Below are 14,774 nucleotides of genomic sequence, written 5' to 3' on the forward strand. Positions count from 1 at the left end.
CTTCGAGCTGATCCAGAACCACCTTGGTTCCGAGCTTGCCCGTGTGCTGGGCGCGCACGCGCTTCAGTGCACGCTCCAGAGCTTGCAGCGGGTAAATGCTCAGGTCATCGGCCATCATCGCTGCAGCGGCAGGAGACAGCGCATGCCCCATTGCCTCAGAGGTCAGGGCCAGTTGCGAGCACAGGCGAGACAGTTCTGCGTCATTCAGCATCAAAGCCTCCTTGCTGCGCAGAGCGCTGGGCGCGAAGGATGGCCATTGCCTCGTCTGCCACGCTGGCGTTTGCATCCAGCTGGTCGGCTTGCTTGGCACGGGTGCTGGTCATGCTGGCGCCGGTGTGGTGCTGGGTCGCCCACTTCTCGGCATCCGACTGCAGCAGCTTGACCGGGTGCATCTGCTTCACAACGAATTCCTCGTTGACGCGGCGAACGTAGTGCACGGCCACACGGGGAGCGAGTTCGGCTCCCACGCGGTCGATGAAGTTCATGAACTGGCCGCCTACCGTGGCATTCCAGAGGGGCCAGCTGCCGTAGCGCTTCTCGTAGGCAATGGCGTAGGCCACCCACGCCTTGTGGCTCTTGGTGTTGGGACCGGGGTAGCGCAGCTCTGCGGGAATCTCGTAGATCGTCCCGTCACCAGCCTCCACCCTCATCGGCTCAGCCTTGGCTTCAGCCGGGGCTGCACTACTCTCTGCCGTAGTCTCTGAAGTAGTCTCTGTTGTAGTCTTACTTAATTTAGATTGGCGGTTTTGCGCAGCCCTGTTTGTACGTTTTGCGCGATCCTGTTTGGCGGTTTTGTGCGTACCTGCTTGCTCGCTTTGCTCATCCTTGATTGGCGGTTTTGTGCAATCTTGTTTGGCGCATTCATCCAAGCTTGATTGCAAGGCATCGAAGTCAACGCGGTAGAACAGCTTGGCGGGGATTCCTCGGCGCTCTTCGCGCAGCAGGCCCATTGACTGCAGGCGGCTGCGGGCCCCCTCCTGTTCGCGGCGTGTCAGGCCTGTTTCTTCCTCCCATTCGATCTGGGTCTTGAAGAACCAGCCGGAGTCATCGCCACTACGGCGCGACCAGTAGACGGCCTGGCTCAGCAGCAAAGCGCCGGTGATGCCTGCGCCAAGAGCCACAAAGACACGCTGAAATGCGATTGGGCGATCCAGATAGGTGCTGATGGCGCTCATGCTGTCACCTCTCCGCTCTGCTTCAGGCGCACCTGGTGCTGGCTCCAAAGGCCCGCAATCCACTGAACGCCCTTGGGGGTGAAGCGCGCATGCGCAAAGGCGTGCTCGTTGACTTGGTTGACGCCGGTCTTGATGGAAAAGCGGCCCGCCTCAATGTGGTTCTGGTACGGGGTCAGCACACCAGCCAGGCGGTAGAGGATCTTGCTGTCCTCCAGGAAGGCGCGGAATTCCGGCTCCTTAGCGTTCAGAAGCTTGGCAACTTGCCGGAACCCCAGAGAGCCATTGGCCGCCACGTAGCGGTCCACGTACTCAGCTTTTGGTGCTGCCAGCGCCAGCTGTGTTTCAGCCTGAATGCGAGCCTGCTCGGACTCCATCGCCAGCTTGAGAATGTCCATGCGCGTCAGCTGTGCTGGCGCAGGCTGCAGAGCCTCCAGTTCCTGCCAGCGCTTGACCACCTTCATGCGTGCCACCGGGTCGTAGCCCAGCAGCAGAGTCAGGCTCGTGTCCTTGTCCAGCTCGTATTGGGGATAGCTCTGCTCGTTCTCGCCCACGTAAGTGCTTGAAAAACAAACAGAACGCAATTCTGCGTTTTGCTGCAGCGCGTCCATCATGCTGCGGATGTCGCGCATCACGTCGGCATGGCGCTTGCCCGTCAGTTCCGCAATATCGCGGCTGCTCATGGTCAGGGCCGCGGAGGTGGTGATGGTGTTCATTGAGCGCCTCCTCGGATGGACTGCAGCAGCTCGGCCGTGCACTTCATCAGCGCCAGCAGAAGAGGCTCAAGAGCGCGGCGGTCGTCTGCGCAAAAGTGACCGTCTTGAGCTCGGGGAGAGCCTTCTGCCAGGGACTTGCTGGCAGTGCTGACCAGCTCCATAAACAGGCGAATGGAGTCAGATGGGCTGCGGTCGTCCATCTGGAAGTCCATGGGCACCTGACCAACCAGATGAGCCAAGGCAAACACCGAGCGGCGGGCCTGCGCCAGCACGATGATTTCAACCACCACACCAAATGAAGGCGGCGCAGCCTCGTGATCGGGGTTGATGCCGTTGGCAAGGGTGTTGCCATTCAGGCCGGCAATTTCAGCCAGCGCACGGATACCGCCGGGATACTCTTTGGCGTCAGCCTGGAGAGCCAGGAACAGCGCGCGATGGGTTTGCTTAATGGTTCTACGCATAGCGAATGCCTCGTGAGATTCGCCTACCGCTGATGCGGCAGAGGTTGGACACTGGCTGCATGAAAACGAAAACAGGCCAGAAGAGAGGAAAAGTTGGCCGCCACACCCTGGGCTATGCTGGGAGCTCCTACACAACCAGCGCCAGGGAGGGCGGACATGAATTGGTGGCAACGCTGGAAAGCGAAGCATTGGGAAGGCGAGTACATACCGGGGGAGCGCATGTTCCCGATGGGGCACTGGTCTCGCCCTCCGTTGCGACGCGTCGCGCTATGGTTCGCAAGACACTGGCGCGAGCAGCCGCTAGGGCTGCTGGGCGCGATCGCGGGACTCATTGCGGCAGTGGCCGGCTTGCTCGGAGGTATCGCTGCCGTCATTCAGGCACTCCGATAGCGACCGCCTGCCACTCCGCATCCGGCAGCACCATGAAATTGACCCCTGTGCGCACTGACTCAAGACTCAGGCGCTCCCTAATCTCCTTGAGCTGCTCTGCAGTCAAAGGGGATGCAGGTCGGAGAACAACCGCTGAGCCAACAGGAACAATCAGAGCCTCAAAGGGAATGGATGGACGACGCCATAAAGGCCAAAACCTAGCCATGGCTCACCTCCTTTGCAGGGGCGGATGACTTGCCGGCACCACGTCGCTTTTTCTCTTTGGAAATGCGATCGACCACGCCCCTCACGCGATCAGCGGTTGCTTGCGGAAGCTGATCAGGCCATTGGTAGATGGTTTGGACTGCGCGATACCCCATCGCAACAGCAGCTTTTTTTGGCGTACCGCCTAGCAGGTTGATTGCGTGTGCTTTGTTCATTCTTCATTGTAAACATGTTTACAAGAAAGAACGCAAATCAATTTACAAACAAAACGTTAAGGTTGGGCATGCTCTACGGTGAACGCCTATTACTCGCAATGCGGAAGCGCGCAGAAACGCTTGGACGCGAGATTGAGCGCAAAGATGTTGCACGGGCCGCAAGCACCTCCGTGCAGAACATTGGCATGATCCTGACCAATGCCAAAGGGCGAGATCAAAAGCTCCGCACCGAATCACATGACGCCGTAGCGGCCTTTCTAAAAGTCAATCCGCGCTGGCTACTCACAGGCGAAGGCTCAATGGAGCCCGAGTCCACAATCAACGCACCATCAGAGCTGTCCCCAGCTGCCATCGAGCTTGCGGCACTCTTTGACATGATCCCTCAGGCAGACAAACTCAGTCGCGCCAGGGCATTCAATGCAGCCAGCACCGCCATCATGCAAGTGCTGCAAGACGTGTCCGCCAAACCCTAAGCAACTCCTCACTTGGGAAAACCAGGGTCCTCACACCCTGTTGCGTCAACTCGCGCACACGCCTCTCCACATCATCCGCCGACTCATGAGCGCGCTGAACTCGGACCCGAGTTCGGCGCTCACGCATGCCTTCAGATACTGTGTTTTTATACATGGTTTGATCATAACGTTGCCACGACCATCGCGGCAAGCTAAATAAATCGGCGCAAAAATTCCCGGATTTGTAAATTCATCTACAAATCATTTGATCTTTTCTTGTAAACGTATTTACAATTCATCCAACGCCGCAATCACCGTGTTGCTGGCGCCGGGTGCCAAGCGATCGAGCCGCGTGCCACGGGTCTTTAAAAAGCCAACGAGGAAATGGCCGGCCGCAGTGATCAACAGCGTCTAGCGCGGGTTAAACCCGTCCCCAAGCCGAGCGAGTCGGTACACGGGGCAAGCAGTCCGGACATGTGGGTTCGCTCCTGCATGTTCACGCCGAGAGGGGGCTGCACGCGGAAAGAAGTGCAACGCGTGAGACCAGAGCACTGCTGAATCGATGCCAGCGAAAGCATCCCAACCAGGCAGCCGCGCGCTGCGAAGGAGAACACATGCGAGATGAATAGGCCGGACGACCCGGCCCACCACTCAAAACACTCGCCACCCCTGGGCGATACCAGGGCCATCCGGCGTGACCACTCGAGCAGGTACGTCAGTTCAGGAATGGGCCTGGGCTGGCGGCAATTAGGAACGCGGCGCTTGCGTCGTGGCGACAGTGGTCACACCAGATGGCGCGACATTTCTTTAACCCTTGCGCATTTGTATAGCTGGACCCTCATCTGGCGACCCGCTGCGTCATCTACCCTTTTTCAGCCGGGCCTGGGGCTTCCCTCCTCCCTCCAATCCTTCCTCCCTAGGCGTGACCCGAAAGGTCACCGGCTCTTTATCCAGGCCCGCGAGCGTTTGCAGCGGGCTTTTTCTTTGCCCAAAGGAGACTCCATGCATTCCGCTCCCGCTACCACCCCGACGACAAAGCTGCTGATCGCGGCGCAATGGGCGCTCACAGGCCTCGGCCTCTTCTGCCTGGTCGGCGCGGTCGTGGTGATGACCCTCACGCCCGAAGCATGGCCCGTCTGATCCATCATTTTTGATAGCTGCTCGCGCTTGCCCCATAAGCGCTATGGAGTGAAACGATGACAAAGCTACTTGAAGCCCTGATCTTGATCGCTGCCATCTGCATGGGTCTGGCCTGGCTTGCCGTGCCGGATGCTCAGACGGATGAGCCGCAGACCATCGTCCGGAACCTGCGCGATGAGTTCGCCTGTCCGGGCATGCATGCCGAGTGGCTGGACGACAAGACTGTGCAATGCCTGAAAGAGCTGCCGTGACTGAAGCGCCCACCACCACCCAATTCGCCACCGCACCGGTGGCTTTCTCTTTTCTGGAGTCCTGATGTTCAAGAACATGATCATTTACCGCATTGCCGAGAGCTGGCAAGGCGATCTGCAGGCGCTGGAGGATGCGCTGCAAAAGACGGTGTTTGAGGAGTGCGGCGCCACGCAGGAGCGCTCCGTGGGCTGGGTGCCGCCGCGCGGAGAGGCTCATGGCGCCCTGGTCGAATCCGTTGCCGGTCAATGGGTCATGCGCTTCATGACAGAGGCCAAGGTGCTGCCGGCCAGCGTGCTCAATCGCAAGGTCAACGAGAAGGCCGAGCACATCGAAAAGACCGAAGGCCGCAAGCCCGGCAAGAAGGAGAAGAAGGAGCTCAAGGACGAGTCCAAGCTGGACCTGCTGCCCATGGCCTTCACCAAGCAGGGCAGCATGTGGGTCTGGGTCGATCCCCAGGCGCGCACGCTGGTGCTCGATACCAGCGCCCAGGGCCGCGCCGACGAGGTGGTAACGCTGCTGGTCGAAGGCCTGCCCGGCTTCGCCCTTGCACTGCTGGACACACAGACCAGCCCACAGGCCGCCATGGCGCATTGGCTGATGACGCAGGAGCCGCCCGCCGGCTTCACCGCCGACCGTGAGACGGAGCTCAAAGCCGCGGACGAATCAAAAGCTGTCGTGCGCTACGCCCGCCACCCGCTGGATATTGATGAGGTGCGCCAGCACATCGAGCACGGCAAGCTGCCCACCAAGCTGGCGATGACCTGGGACGACCGTGTGAGCTTTGTGCTGACCGAAGGCCTGCAGATCAAGAACATCGTGCTGCTCGATACGGTCATGGACGGCAACAGCCAGGATGACAGCGGCTTTGATACCGATGTGACGATTGCCACCGGTGAGCTCTCGCGCCTGATTCCCGACCTGATCGAAGCACTGGGCGGTGAGGGTCGCACCCGCATGGGCGACCTGCCCGCCTCGCTGGCTACCAGCGCCAGCAACTGATCACCTATTCATAGATTTGCATGAACCGGGCCGCGCGCCCACATCAATGAATCAACGGCCCACCTACCAGCGGGCTTTTGCTTTGGAGGCTCCCATGAGTCTGACTTTCGTGAATCACAACGGCGACCCCATCACCAGCTCCCGCATGGCCGCCATGCGAGCTCAAGGAATGGAGCTCGAGCGCCAGCGCCGCCTGGCTGCCAAGGCGGATGCAGTGTCCGTGCACAAGGGCTGGCGCGTCTCTGGCATCAAGCCCGGATTGCTGGACGAGGCAAAGCAGGCGCACGAGCGGCTCTGCCAGATGGCGCAGAAGGCAGGCGGCAAGCCGCCGGAGCCCTTTGATGAAACTGCGTGGCTGCGAACCGCCAAGCGCACTGCTGTGCGCAGCAAGCCCTACATCCTGCAAGAAGCTGCACAGCAGTGCAAAGAGCTGGCCGTCAAGGCGGGCTGGCTCGAGGTGCAGCTCCAAGAAATCAAGAAGACCGTTTCTTGAGCGCCGGCCAGCGCGCTTGTCTACCCATCACAGCCCGCCACTGAGCGGGCTTTTTGCTTTCTGGAGACACGAATGCCCCGAGAAATTGCATGCACCGAGGATCGCTTCCTCAAGGATGCGCAAGCGCACCAGATGGAAGTCGTGCGCGACGACGGTGTGAACCGTCATTTGCGGTTCAAAGATCCGAACAGCCGCGCCTACTGGTTCGACATCATCACTTGGCCAGGCACGCTGTGCATTGATGGTGACATGGGAACTTTCGTATTCCGACGCTTGCAGGACATGTTCGCGTTCTTTCGCACCGATCAAGAGCACTACAACAAAACAGGCCGCGCGGATCAACTGGCAATCAACCCTGGTTATTGGGACGAGAAGCTGCTCGCACCGGCACCAAGGGATGTCATGGAGTTCAGTGCCGATAGCTTTCGGGAGCATGTCAAAGAGGCATTTGATAGCTGGGTTGAGTGCAGTGAACCCGATGCTGAATACAGCACCCAGGCGGAGCGCGACCAATTCAGCGACGACAAGGCCGCGCTTTGGAGCGCTCTGAACGATGAAGTTCTATCGACTGCCGATGATGGCGAAGTACGAGCCTACGACGCTGCCCGCGACTTTCGATGTGATGACGTGCCTGGCTTTCAGATGGATGACTGCTGGGAGTGGAACTGCAAGGAATTCAAATTCCATTTCCTATGGAACTGCTATGCCATCGCGTGGGGGATCAAGGCCTACGACAACGTGAAGCAACAGGCATCAGTCACCTAACCAACACCCCAGCCCGCCGCCGCGGGCTTCCCTTTTTGGAGAACAGCATGGCTGAAAACAGCAAGATCGAATGGACTGACCACACCTTCAACCCCTTCATCGGATGCACGAAGGTATCCCCAGGCTGTGACAACTGCTATGCCGAGCACCTGATGGACAAGCGCATGCACAAGGTTATATGGGGCCCGAAGGGCGAACGGGTGCGCACCAGCGCCAGCAATTGGCGTAAGCCGCTGGCCTGGAATGCCAATCACGCGGCATTTTTTGCTGAGCACGGCCGTCGACAGCGGGTCTTCTGCGCCTCCCTGGCCGATGTATTCGACAACGCGGTGGATCCTCAGTGGCGCGAAGACCTGTTCAAGCTGATTGAGGCCACGCCAAATTTGGACTGGCTACTGCTCACCAAGCGCATTGGCAACGTGGGCAACATGCTTCCCGTGCCGTTCGACTTTGCGAAGCTCTACCCGCATGTATGGATTGGCGCCACGGTCGTGAACCAGGAAGAAGCCGACCGCGATATCCCGAAACTCATAGCCGTGGACGCAGCAGTGCGCTTTCTGTCGATGGAACCTCTGCTGGAGCACGTGGACCTGCGCCAATCTCTTTGGAAGTGCTGCGGAGCGCTAGTGCCCGGTCATCCTGGCGATGGTTGGATGCAGCCCCCCGACCCACCTGAGTGTTGCGGTTACCCGGAACCACTTGGCAAATTGCACTGGGTGATCGTCGGCGGTGAGAGCGGTCCCGGCGCCAGACCTATGGATCCCGACTGGGCGCGCTCACTGCGTGATCAGTGCCAGGCTGTTGGCCTGCCTTTCCTGTTCAAACAGTGGGGCGAGTGGATCGCACCGAGCCAGCACGGCGCTGCGCGCGCTGAAAACGGGTTTGCGCCGATCAAGGAGTTCGCCATGGTCGAAGGCCAAGGCCGCTACCACCTCGTCGGTAAGAAGGCCGCCGGCCGACAACTAGATGGCCGCACCTGGGACGAGGTGCCAACACCGTGACCACCGCAGCCTTCAGCGCCCAGGCGCCACACATCCGGGCAGCCCTGGCCCAGGTCAAGCGCACCTACTGCGCACCGCCCACCTTCGCCCCGGCCGAGAAAGTGACCGGGCACCTTGAGTGCCCGCGCTGCAAAAGCCGGCTGAATTTCACCGTCCTGACCAGCGGCGTCACCTCCGGCCGCTGCACATCCGGTTCCTGCATTTCATGGAGCATGCAATGAATCAACCCGAAACTTGCGAAATTTCGCAAACTGCTGCCGGCGGCAAAGTGGACGAACTGGCCATGCTGGTGCGCCAGCTAGTCCACACTCTCCGCAAAGCGTCACCAAGCAACGATCTCGCTGATCGGGCACTGGACTATCTCAAGCGCCATGGCCTGGCTGGAACATTCTTGCGCGGAAATTCCGCTTTTGTTCCAGATGATGTTCCAGTCGGAATGAAGCCCAGCATGGCTTCTGAGGGCGTTGGAACATCGGCCAGCGCCAGCCATCCAGAAAATGTTCCAGCGCCCGCAGCCGTGGCATGGTCGATGCCTGCAGAGCCGACCGAACAAATGATTGAAGTGTTGATGGCCGGAGAGGATCGCCTCCGCGCACGTCACGGTGATGATTTGCCAAAACAGCGTGCGAAAGATCGATATCGCGCACTTCTGGCGCTTGCAGCCACCCAGGCAGCCGCGCCAGTGGTGCAGCCAGAGCCTGTGGGCGCGGAGAAGGAAACGCAAGCAGTGATGCAGCTTGTGGCCGACTACACACACAAAGCCGTCCTTGAATCCAGTGGCAACTACCCGGAAATCACTCTGGCTCAAATGAATGAAGCCTGGAGCGCAATTTTTGGAAAGGTGCGCGCCCTGCTGGCTACTGCTACCGGACTTCCCGCGCAGGCAGACGCGAGGGATGCGGAGCAAGAAGTGCTCATGGAGCACAGCGGATGCGGCAGCAATACGCAAGTCGATATGTTGACCGTCAGGCTGAACCCCGGCGACAAGGTAGTCATGCACAAAGGCCGCATTACGCAAGGTTTCGAGCGCGCCAACCGCGCCGCTATCGCGGCAGCAAAGGGGGAAGGTCAATGAGCGAAGCAACGATATGGGTGCTCCTTTGGGTGGCGTCGAGCTATGGCGGCTTCGTCTCCAAGATTGACGAATTCCCAAGTCAGGCTGAGTGCGTGCAGTTTGCGCGTGATGTTCAGGGGCGCCAAGTACGCGGCGCTGGCGGGGTGCATGTGCCGGGAACACCGCTTTGCGTATCCCGCAAGGCATCACAGCGCGCCGCCCAGGCAGCGCAAGGGGGTGAGTGATGGCTGAGAAGGCGAATTTCTACCGCAGCTTTGATGGCATGTGCTGGCCTACTCCTAGCGAGCGCTTGGGCGAGATCGAATGGCGCGCCAGATACGCGACACCGACGCGCTCTGACCTGCTGATGATGGCCTCTGTCCTTGCCGCCTACCAGGAACTGATCGGCATGTCGGCAAAAAAGCGGGACAAGATCATCAAAGAGCTGCGCAAAGGCCCTGGCATCGTTCGGGCAGCAGCCAAGGAAGGAGCAGCTTGATGTTCTTCGACTTGCCCTCAGACAAGACGTGCATCCATCCGGAGCACGAACCGCCGACTGGACTCTACATCCCGCCAGGCAAGGGATACCGCCATGTCTGCCCCGCCTGCAAGACGGTCAAAGACGTTATCCCGCCGGACTACTCCCTCGCCCTGCCCGATCCAGTCAGGCGGACCGTGGTGCAGGGCTGGAAGCTGGTGCCTGTTGAGCCGACAGAAGCCCAGCTCGCTACTGTCCGGAGTCGGAAACTCCATCCGAATGCGCCAGATCGCTGGGACTCAAACAACCGGCGTATCTACATGCACATGCTCGCCGCGGCGCCACTGCCACCAGGGGACGGCCCCCAACACCTGACGGACGGCGAAATCATTGCTGCCCAAGAAAGCCTTATCGCGGCCAAAGATGCGCTGTATCGCTCACGCATCGGCCTGCAGTGCTCGCACTGCAAGCAGGGGACATATCGCGCGGATGGAAACGGGTACTACGACTTTCACCGCTGCGACCAATGCCGTTACGTCCCCATGTGGAACCAGGACGGCACGGAATTCAGTTACCAGGAGAAGCCAAATGGCCCGACCATCTAAACGAGAGATTCGCCGCGCTCGCCAAGAGAAGCAGCAAAACCGCAACCCCGAGCCCCGCCACTGAGCGGGGTTCTTCATTTCTGGAGGGCCAGATGGCCGAAAACACCAAGATCGAGTGGACAGACCACACGTTTAACCCCTGGGAAGGCTGCCAGAAGGTGGACCCGGGCTGCGACCACTGCTATGCCGAAACGCGCAATGCGCGCTATGCCGGTGGTCAGGCGATCAACTGGGGGCCGGGTGCGCCGCGCCGCCTGACCAGCGCCGGCAACTGGAAAAAGCCTCTGGCCTGGAATGCCAACCATGAAGCCTTCTTTGCAGAGCACGGCCGCCGTCAGCGCGTGTTCTGCGCGTCTCTGGCCGATGTGTTCGACAACGCGGTAAACACGAGCTGGCGCATTGACCTGTTCGGCCTGATTCTGAAAACGCCGCACCTTGACTGGCTGCTGCTGACCAAGCGCATAGGCAATGTGAATCCCATGCTTGACGAGATGGCCCACGGCAATGACCCAGACCTGAGCCTGCTGGACATGATGCCGCTGCCCAATGTCTGGATCGGGGCCACGGTGGTGAATCAGGAAGAGGCAGACCGCGACATTCCCAAGCTGCTGGCCGTTCCTGCCAAGGTGCGCTTCCTGAGCATGGAGCCACTACTTGGCCCGGTGAACTTGGAGCAAGCGTGCGATTTGGCTGAGGCGCAAGTCTGCAAAGGGACATGGCGGGATATGGCCGACCCCATCAAATGCGCAGCAGCACTTCGCCGTGGAAGTGTGGCCTTGCTGGACTGGGTGATCGTCGGTGGCGAGTCCGGGCCTGGCTCGCGCCCCATGCACCCCGACTGGGCGCGCTCCCTGCGCGATCAGTGCCAGGACGCCGGCACGGACATTCTTTTCAAGCAGTGGGGCGACTGGATGCCTGGCGAAAAGGATGGCGACACCGTGAAGCTGACCTTCCCGATTGACGGCCCGCACGGTCCCGCGAATCCCGAGTTCTACGACTGGCCAGACGGCGCGTGCGCGGCCCGCGTCGGCAAGAAAGCCGCGGGCCGCCTGCTCGATGGCCGCACCTGGGACGAGTTCCCACAGACCTGACAACCAGCCCCGCCACCGTGCGGGGTTCCTTTTTTGGAGCGCCGCAATGCAGCAGTCTCTGACATTCAACGGGATCCCCGTTTTCTCTCACCCTCTGGCCGAGCGTGTTTCGCACCACTGGGAAGTCAAGAAGCACCCGACAAAGAAGCGCCGCCGCTCATGGCGGCCTGTTCGGATCGAAGAGCGCACACCCGTGGCCTACCAAACACCCATGGGCATCTTCATGCACCCGTCCCTCCTTGAAAAGCTCAAGCGCGAACTGGGTCAGCACACGATTGGAGCAACCACATGAAAGAAACCGGCTTGATGTTCAAGGCGCCCTTGGTGCGCGCCATCCTCAGCGGCCAGAAGACGCAAACGCGGCGCGTGATAAAGCCGCAGCCACCAGAAGATCGCTTGCACTGCTCGGTTGATTCGCCGGATGCGTTTGTCGCTGCTGGCGAGTGGACATGGTGGGCAGGCAACCTCACCCAGGGCATCTATCACACTGCAAAGTTCCCATTTGGCAAGCCAGGCGACCGCATCTATGTGCGCGAGACATGGCAAGGGCCATTGATGAGCGCAAAGGAGTGGGAGGATCACTATTTCTCCAAGGCAGACGAACTCCCCTCGAAATTCAAAACACCCGCCTATTGCAAGTACGCGGCAGACGGTGGTGCACCACCTGAATTCATGACGATGGATGACGACATCGTCGCCCGCTGGAAACCTTCAATCCACATGCCCAAGTGGGCGGCCCGCATCTGGCTGGAAATCTCCAGCGTGCGCGTGGAGCGCCTGCAGTCCATCAGCCGAGGGGATGCCATGGCAGAAGGATGCCCGTTCCCCAACATGGCCGATGGTGAAGACCCGCGCGATTGGTTTGCCGAGGTGTGGAAGTCCACCGGCGGTGATTGGGCCGCAAACCCCTGGGTCTGGGTGATCGACTTCAAGCGCATCGAGAAGCCGCTATGACCAGCATGAGATTTCCTAGCAATTGCATCGTCTCTGCACTGGTGGCCTGGCTGCTCAACCCAGTGGGTACCCAAATCCGTTTCATACGCACATCAACACGGCGATGGCATTGCATCTGGGTCCGCGACGGCCATCGCTATGAGTTCTATGCACCCGGTCGGAGCAAGCTGCCCTATTGGCGCAACCTGGTCTATCTGGGCCGCATACGCCAGATCGGGGCTACGCCATGAAATGGAAAATCGCACTGATCACGCTGATCGACGTCAAGCGCACCGGGAAACCGCGATGACCAGCGCCAGCACCGTGGGCCTTCCAGAAGACGAGGCCTACATCGCCCACCACTTCAAATGCCCGACCTGCTGCGCTGCCGGGTTATCCGGCGGGCAGCAGGAACGGTGCACCGACGGATTGTTGCTTTGGGATGCCTACAACCAGGCTGCACGCCTTCTGCTCGAACCTTTGAAACCCAACCGCCGGCCCGCAAGGGCCATTTTTAATGGAGGTCGCCATGGATCAAACTGGTGAATTCCTGTTGCCGCAAGAAATTAAGCGAATGGCGTCAGCTGGAAAGTTGGACCAGCAAGAAGCGTTTTTGAAGAAAGAGGGAATCCCTCATAAACGCCTGGGTAGGCGTATTCTTGTCTCTCGCGCTCATGCCAGGGCGTGGCTGACTGGAGTGGTTTTCACGCCTTCGCGCGGGATTAACTTAGGAGCTGTCAGATGACTGGAGCCTATCCACGACTGCGCACCAGGACGCGCCGCCGTAAAAGCGGCAAGGTCGTGGTGTATTACTTCTATGACGCATCGACAGAAGGAAACGGGGAAATTCCCCTTGGCACCGACTTCGATAAAGCAATCGCCCAATGGAAAGAAATCACTGAGAACGGCACCCACAGTGCGCGCATAGCTGGCACGCTCGAGGAGGCTTTCTCCGGCTGGGAATCGAAAGTCCTGCCAACGTACAGGAGCGAAGAAACCAAAAAGGGCTATGCCAAGAACCTCAGGATGATGCGCCCGGTCTTTGCCGAGGCGACCTGGGACCAGGTGAGCCTACCGGTAATCAAGGGCTACCTGACGAAGCGCACGGCGAAGACCCAAGGCAATCGGGAGATGGCCTTGCTCTCGGTCATCTGGAACTGGGCGCGCGGCGAAGGCCTCACCTCTTTGCCATGGCCAGCGGCCGGGATGGAGCGCAGCAAGTGGAAGAACAAGGAGAAGGCGCGGAAGATCAAGGTTCGGGACGATGTGTTTGCGGCGATCTATGCAGAGGCAGCCCAGCACATCAAGGACTGCATGGACCTCGGATCCGCCACGGGCATGCGCCTGACTGACTGCATCACGGTCCTGATGCCGCGCGGGAACCTGCTGACGCTGGAGGCCAGTAAGACCGGCAAGGAGGCTGAGTGGGACTTGAACCTTTCCGCAGTTCTGCCTGACTTGGTGCGTAGGCGCAAGGCTCTAGGAGCTGATCACCTGATGCTGCTTTCCACTGCAGACGGGCAGCCAGTGTCACCCCAGGCGCTTCGCTATGGATGGGACAAAGCCCGGAGCACGGCCGCAGAGAAAGCCAGCGAGCGCGGCGAGGATGAGCTGGCCGATGCAATCAAGCAGCTCTACCTGCGGGACATGCGCAAGCGCGCCGCCCAAAAAGCGGGTAGCCTGGAAGAGGCATCGAAGCTGCTGCAGCACAGCGATGAGCGCCTGACAGAACGCCATTACGGCGGTGTCCGGAGGCTGAAACCAGTGGGCTAAAAGTGTTCCGGTTTTGTCTTCTCTACCTATAAATAAGTACACCAAAAAAACCGGAACACATCGGCCTGCAGGCCGCATGAATCCTCATTTCTTCACGGGACTCAAAATCCCCCGCCGCAAGGCGTGCCGGTTCGATTCCGGCCCCGGGCACCATATACAAAAAGCCGTTAAGTTTCAAAGACTTAACGGCTTTTTTCTTTGCCGCAATGGTCCCCTCGCAATTTGCGATTTGGCGCATCTCAAAAAAACGATTAGCGCAAAAACCATGCGACGACATCCGAAAGCATGCCTGTGTCCTCCCGCTTGCATGGCGAGATAGCAGCTCTTGCTTTGGGCAGAGGCGCGGACCTCAAGCCCCAGCCAACAAGGCGTCAGTCGACCTGGCATCCCCCACGCCTCGTAATTTCCCGCATACAAAAAAATCACCCAAATACCGTGTATCCCGTGCATTAGCGCAGGTTCGCGATATGCCGACCAGCTCGTAATTTGCACCCACGAAGCAGGCAGGCGCGGCGGGAACGTCATGTCCCTCTGAAGGGTAAAAGTAAATCAAAATACGCACGGAATACAAATCGTTCGT

The 14,774-nt window shown here is 59.7% G+C and carries 22 protein-coding genes and 1 pseudogene; 18 read left to right on the forward strand and 5 right to left on the reverse strand.

Annotated elements, in window-relative coordinates; all coding sequences use genetic code 11:
- From CSE6_RS15490 to CSE6_RS15505, 4 genes and pseudogenes are all read right to left on the reverse strand, one after another.
- A pseudogene (locus tag CSE6_RS15490) lies at window positions 1–211 on the reverse strand (hypothetical protein); the annotation flags it as partial.
- On the reverse strand, window positions 201–1,175 hold the full coding sequence (locus CSE6_RS15495; protein ID WP_083994746.1) for a hypothetical protein: 975 nt from the start codon (window positions 1,173–1,175) through the stop codon (window positions 201–203). The gene CSE6_RS15495 and the pseudogene CSE6_RS15490, both read right to left, overlap by 11 nt.
- Window positions 1,172–1,888 (reverse strand): phage antirepressor KilAC domain-containing protein, encoded by a 717-nt coding sequence (locus CSE6_RS15500; RefSeq protein ID WP_059440913.1) that lies wholly within the window; start codon window positions 1,886–1,888, stop codon window positions 1,172–1,174. Before CSE6_RS15500 ends, CSE6_RS15495 begins: the two co-directional genes overlap by 4 nt.
- On the reverse strand, window positions 1,885–2,349 hold the full coding sequence (locus tag CSE6_RS15505; RefSeq protein WP_059440914.1) for a phage regulatory CII family protein: 465 nt from the start codon (window positions 2,347–2,349) through the stop codon (window positions 1,885–1,887). The genes CSE6_RS15500 and CSE6_RS15505 overlap by 4 nt, the downstream gene beginning before the upstream one ends.
- Before the next feature lie 156 nt (window positions 2,350–2,505).
- Here CSE6_RS15505 and CSE6_RS15510 point away from each other — a divergent pair, with 156 nt between their 5' ends.
- Window positions 2,506–2,739, forward strand: coding sequence for a hypothetical protein (locus CSE6_RS15510; protein ID WP_152668587.1), 234 nt, complete (start codon window positions 2,506–2,508; stop codon window positions 2,737–2,739).
- A 197-nt stretch (window positions 2,740–2,936) separates the two neighbouring features.
- Here the strand turns inward: CSE6_RS15510 and CSE6_RS15515 are convergent, their stop codons facing one another.
- The gene (locus CSE6_RS15515) at window positions 2,937–3,158 is read right to left on the reverse strand and encodes a hypothetical protein (RefSeq protein WP_152668588.1); all 222 of its coding nucleotides are present in this window, start codon (window positions 3,156–3,158) and stop codon (window positions 2,937–2,939) included.
- A gap of 14 nt (window positions 3,159–3,172) precedes the next feature.
- On the opposite strand from CSE6_RS15515, the gene CSE6_RS15520 reads away from it, so the two are divergent.
- The 17 genes from CSE6_RS15520 to CSE6_RS15600 all read left to right on the forward strand — a co-directional run bounded on the left by CSE6_RS15520 (window position 3,173) and on the right by CSE6_RS15600 (window position 14,194).
- A complete protein-coding gene (locus CSE6_RS15520; RefSeq protein ID WP_238585717.1) occupies window positions 3,173–3,631 on the forward strand; it encodes a hypothetical protein in 459 nt (152 codons plus the stop codon).
- Between the two features lie 981 nt (window positions 3,632–4,612).
- On the forward strand, window positions 4,613–4,750 hold the full coding sequence (locus CSE6_RS26105; RefSeq protein ID WP_176391604.1) for a hypothetical protein: 138 nt from the start codon (window positions 4,613–4,615) through the stop codon (window positions 4,748–4,750).
- Between the two features lie 56 nt (window positions 4,751–4,806).
- Window positions 4,807–5,001, forward strand: coding sequence for a hypothetical protein (locus CSE6_RS15525; protein WP_059440917.1), 195 nt, complete (start codon window positions 4,807–4,809; stop codon window positions 4,999–5,001).
- 64 nt (window positions 5,002–5,065) lie between these two features.
- Window positions 5,066–6,001, forward strand: coding sequence for a recombination-associated protein RdgC (locus CSE6_RS15530; protein ID WP_059440918.1), 936 nt, complete (start codon window positions 5,066–5,068; stop codon window positions 5,999–6,001).
- Between the two features lie 94 nt (window positions 6,002–6,095).
- Entirely contained in the window at window positions 6,096–6,494 is a 399-nt protein-coding gene (locus tag CSE6_RS15535) for a hypothetical protein (RefSeq protein ID WP_059441002.1), read from the forward strand.
- Window positions 6,495–6,566: 72 nt separating this feature from the next.
- Window positions 6,567–7,259 (forward strand): hypothetical protein, encoded by a 693-nt coding sequence (locus CSE6_RS15540; protein ID WP_059440919.1) that lies wholly within the window; start codon window positions 6,567–6,569, stop codon window positions 7,257–7,259.
- Between the two features lie 47 nt (window positions 7,260–7,306).
- Window positions 7,307–8,260 (forward strand): phage Gp37/Gp68 family protein, encoded by a 954-nt coding sequence (locus tag CSE6_RS15545; RefSeq protein ID WP_059440920.1) that lies wholly within the window; start codon window positions 7,307–7,309, stop codon window positions 8,258–8,260.
- Window positions 8,257–8,481, forward strand: a complete 225-nt coding sequence (locus CSE6_RS15550; protein WP_059440921.1) for a hypothetical protein — start codon at window positions 8,257–8,259, stop codon at window positions 8,479–8,481. Before CSE6_RS15545 ends, CSE6_RS15550 begins: the two co-directional genes overlap by 4 nt.
- A complete protein-coding gene (locus tag CSE6_RS15555; protein ID WP_059440922.1) occupies window positions 8,478–9,335 on the forward strand; it encodes a hypothetical protein in 858 nt (285 codons plus the stop codon). Before CSE6_RS15550 ends, CSE6_RS15555 begins: the two co-directional genes overlap by 4 nt.
- Window positions 9,336–9,624: 289 nt before the next feature.
- Window positions 9,625–9,813 carry a hypothetical protein gene (locus CSE6_RS15560; RefSeq protein ID WP_152668589.1) on the forward strand — a complete coding sequence of 63 codons (189 nt, stop codon included), beginning with the start codon at window positions 9,625–9,627 and terminating at the stop codon, window positions 9,811–9,813.
- Window positions 9,813–10,397, forward strand: a complete 585-nt coding sequence (locus tag CSE6_RS15565; RefSeq protein ID WP_059440925.1) for a hypothetical protein — start codon at window positions 9,813–9,815, stop codon at window positions 10,395–10,397. Before CSE6_RS15560 ends, CSE6_RS15565 begins: the two co-directional genes overlap by 1 nt.
- Window positions 10,398–10,489: 92 nt before the next feature.
- Window positions 10,490–11,488, forward strand: a complete 999-nt coding sequence (locus tag CSE6_RS15570; RefSeq protein ID WP_059440926.1) for a phage Gp37/Gp68 family protein — start codon at window positions 10,490–10,492, stop codon at window positions 11,486–11,488.
- Between the two features lie 46 nt (window positions 11,489–11,534).
- Window positions 11,535–11,780, forward strand: a complete 246-nt coding sequence (locus CSE6_RS15575) for a hypothetical protein (protein WP_059440927.1) — start codon at window positions 11,535–11,537, stop codon at window positions 11,778–11,780.
- Entirely contained in the window at window positions 11,777–12,442 is a 666-nt protein-coding gene (locus CSE6_RS15580) for a hypothetical protein (protein WP_059440928.1), read from the forward strand. The genes CSE6_RS15575 and CSE6_RS15580 overlap by 4 nt, the downstream gene beginning before the upstream one ends.
- The gene (locus CSE6_RS15585; RefSeq protein WP_059440929.1) at window positions 12,439–12,672 is read left to right on the forward strand and encodes a hypothetical protein; all 234 of its coding nucleotides are present in this window, start codon (window positions 12,439–12,441) and stop codon (window positions 12,670–12,672) included. Before CSE6_RS15580 ends, CSE6_RS15585 begins: the two co-directional genes overlap by 4 nt.
- Before the next feature lie 278 nt (window positions 12,673–12,950).
- Entirely contained in the window at window positions 12,951–13,166 is a 216-nt protein-coding gene (locus CSE6_RS26110; protein ID WP_034380602.1) for a phage protein, read from the forward strand.
- On the forward strand, window positions 13,163–14,194 hold the full coding sequence (locus CSE6_RS15600; protein WP_238585718.1) for an integrase: 1,032 nt from the start codon (window positions 13,163–13,165) through the stop codon (window positions 14,192–14,194). Before CSE6_RS26110 ends, CSE6_RS15600 begins: the two co-directional genes overlap by 4 nt.
- The last annotated feature ends 580 nt before the right edge of the window (window positions 14,195–14,774 follow it).

Origin of the sequence: Comamonas sp. E6, from assembly GCF_001010305.1 — a bacterium.
In the GTDB taxonomy this organism is placed as follows: domain Bacteria; phylum Pseudomonadota; class Gammaproteobacteria; order Burkholderiales; family Burkholderiaceae_C; genus Comamonas; species Comamonas thiooxydans.

What these genes read in the sequence shown, in the direction of transcription:
- CSE6_RS15495 (WP_083994746.1), bottom strand. Translation starts at nt 1,175, where the DNA reads ATGAGCGCCATCAGCACCTATCTGGATCGCCCAATCGCATTTCAGCGT.
- CSE6_RS15500 (WP_059440913.1), bottom strand. Translation starts at nt 1,888, where the DNA reads ATGAACACCATCACCACCTCCGCGGCCCTGACCATGAGCAGCCGCGAT.
- CSE6_RS15505 (WP_059440914.1), bottom strand. Translation starts at nt 2,349, where the DNA reads ATGCGTAGAACCATTAAGCAAACCCATCGCGCGCTGTTCCTGGCTCTC.
- CSE6_RS15510 (WP_152668587.1), top strand. Translation starts at nt 2,506, where the DNA reads ATGAATTGGTGGCAACGCTGGAAAGCGAAGCATTGGGAAGGCGAGTAC.
- CSE6_RS15515 (WP_152668588.1), bottom strand. Translation starts at nt 3,158, where the DNA reads ATGAACAAAGCACACGCAATCAACCTGCTAGGCGGTACGCCAAAAAAA.
- CSE6_RS15520 (WP_238585717.1), top strand. Translation starts at nt 3,173, where the DNA reads ATGTTTACAAGAAAGAACGCAAATCAATTTACAAACAAAACGTTAAGG.
- CSE6_RS26105 (WP_176391604.1), top strand. Translation starts at nt 4,613, where the DNA reads ATGCATTCCGCTCCCGCTACCACCCCGACGACAAAGCTGCTGATCGCG.
- CSE6_RS15525 (WP_059440917.1), top strand. Translation starts at nt 4,807, where the DNA reads ATGACAAAGCTACTTGAAGCCCTGATCTTGATCGCTGCCATCTGCATG.
- CSE6_RS15530 (WP_059440918.1), top strand. Translation starts at nt 5,066, where the DNA reads ATGTTCAAGAACATGATCATTTACCGCATTGCCGAGAGCTGGCAAGGC.
- CSE6_RS15535 (WP_059441002.1), top strand. Translation starts at nt 6,096, where the DNA reads ATGAGTCTGACTTTCGTGAATCACAACGGCGACCCCATCACCAGCTCC.
- CSE6_RS15540 (WP_059440919.1), top strand. Translation starts at nt 6,567, where the DNA reads ATGCCCCGAGAAATTGCATGCACCGAGGATCGCTTCCTCAAGGATGCG.
- CSE6_RS15545 (WP_059440920.1), top strand. Translation starts at nt 7,307, where the DNA reads ATGGCTGAAAACAGCAAGATCGAATGGACTGACCACACCTTCAACCCC.
- CSE6_RS15555 (WP_059440922.1), top strand. Translation starts at nt 8,478, where the DNA reads ATGAATCAACCCGAAACTTGCGAAATTTCGCAAACTGCTGCCGGCGGC.
- CSE6_RS15565 (WP_059440925.1), top strand. Translation starts at nt 9,813, where the DNA reads ATGTTCTTCGACTTGCCCTCAGACAAGACGTGCATCCATCCGGAGCAC.
- CSE6_RS15570 (WP_059440926.1), top strand. Translation starts at nt 10,490, where the DNA reads ATGGCCGAAAACACCAAGATCGAGTGGACAGACCACACGTTTAACCCC.
- CSE6_RS15575 (WP_059440927.1), top strand. Translation starts at nt 11,535, where the DNA reads ATGCAGCAGTCTCTGACATTCAACGGGATCCCCGTTTTCTCTCACCCT.
- CSE6_RS15580 (WP_059440928.1), top strand. Translation starts at nt 11,777, where the DNA reads ATGAAAGAAACCGGCTTGATGTTCAAGGCGCCCTTGGTGCGCGCCATC.
- CSE6_RS15585 (WP_059440929.1), top strand. Translation starts at nt 12,439, where the DNA reads ATGACCAGCATGAGATTTCCTAGCAATTGCATCGTCTCTGCACTGGTG.
- CSE6_RS26110 (WP_034380602.1), top strand. Translation starts at nt 12,951, where the DNA reads ATGGATCAAACTGGTGAATTCCTGTTGCCGCAAGAAATTAAGCGAATG.
- CSE6_RS15600 (WP_238585718.1), top strand. Translation starts at nt 13,163, where the DNA reads ATGACTGGAGCCTATCCACGACTGCGCACCAGGACGCGCCGCCGTAAA.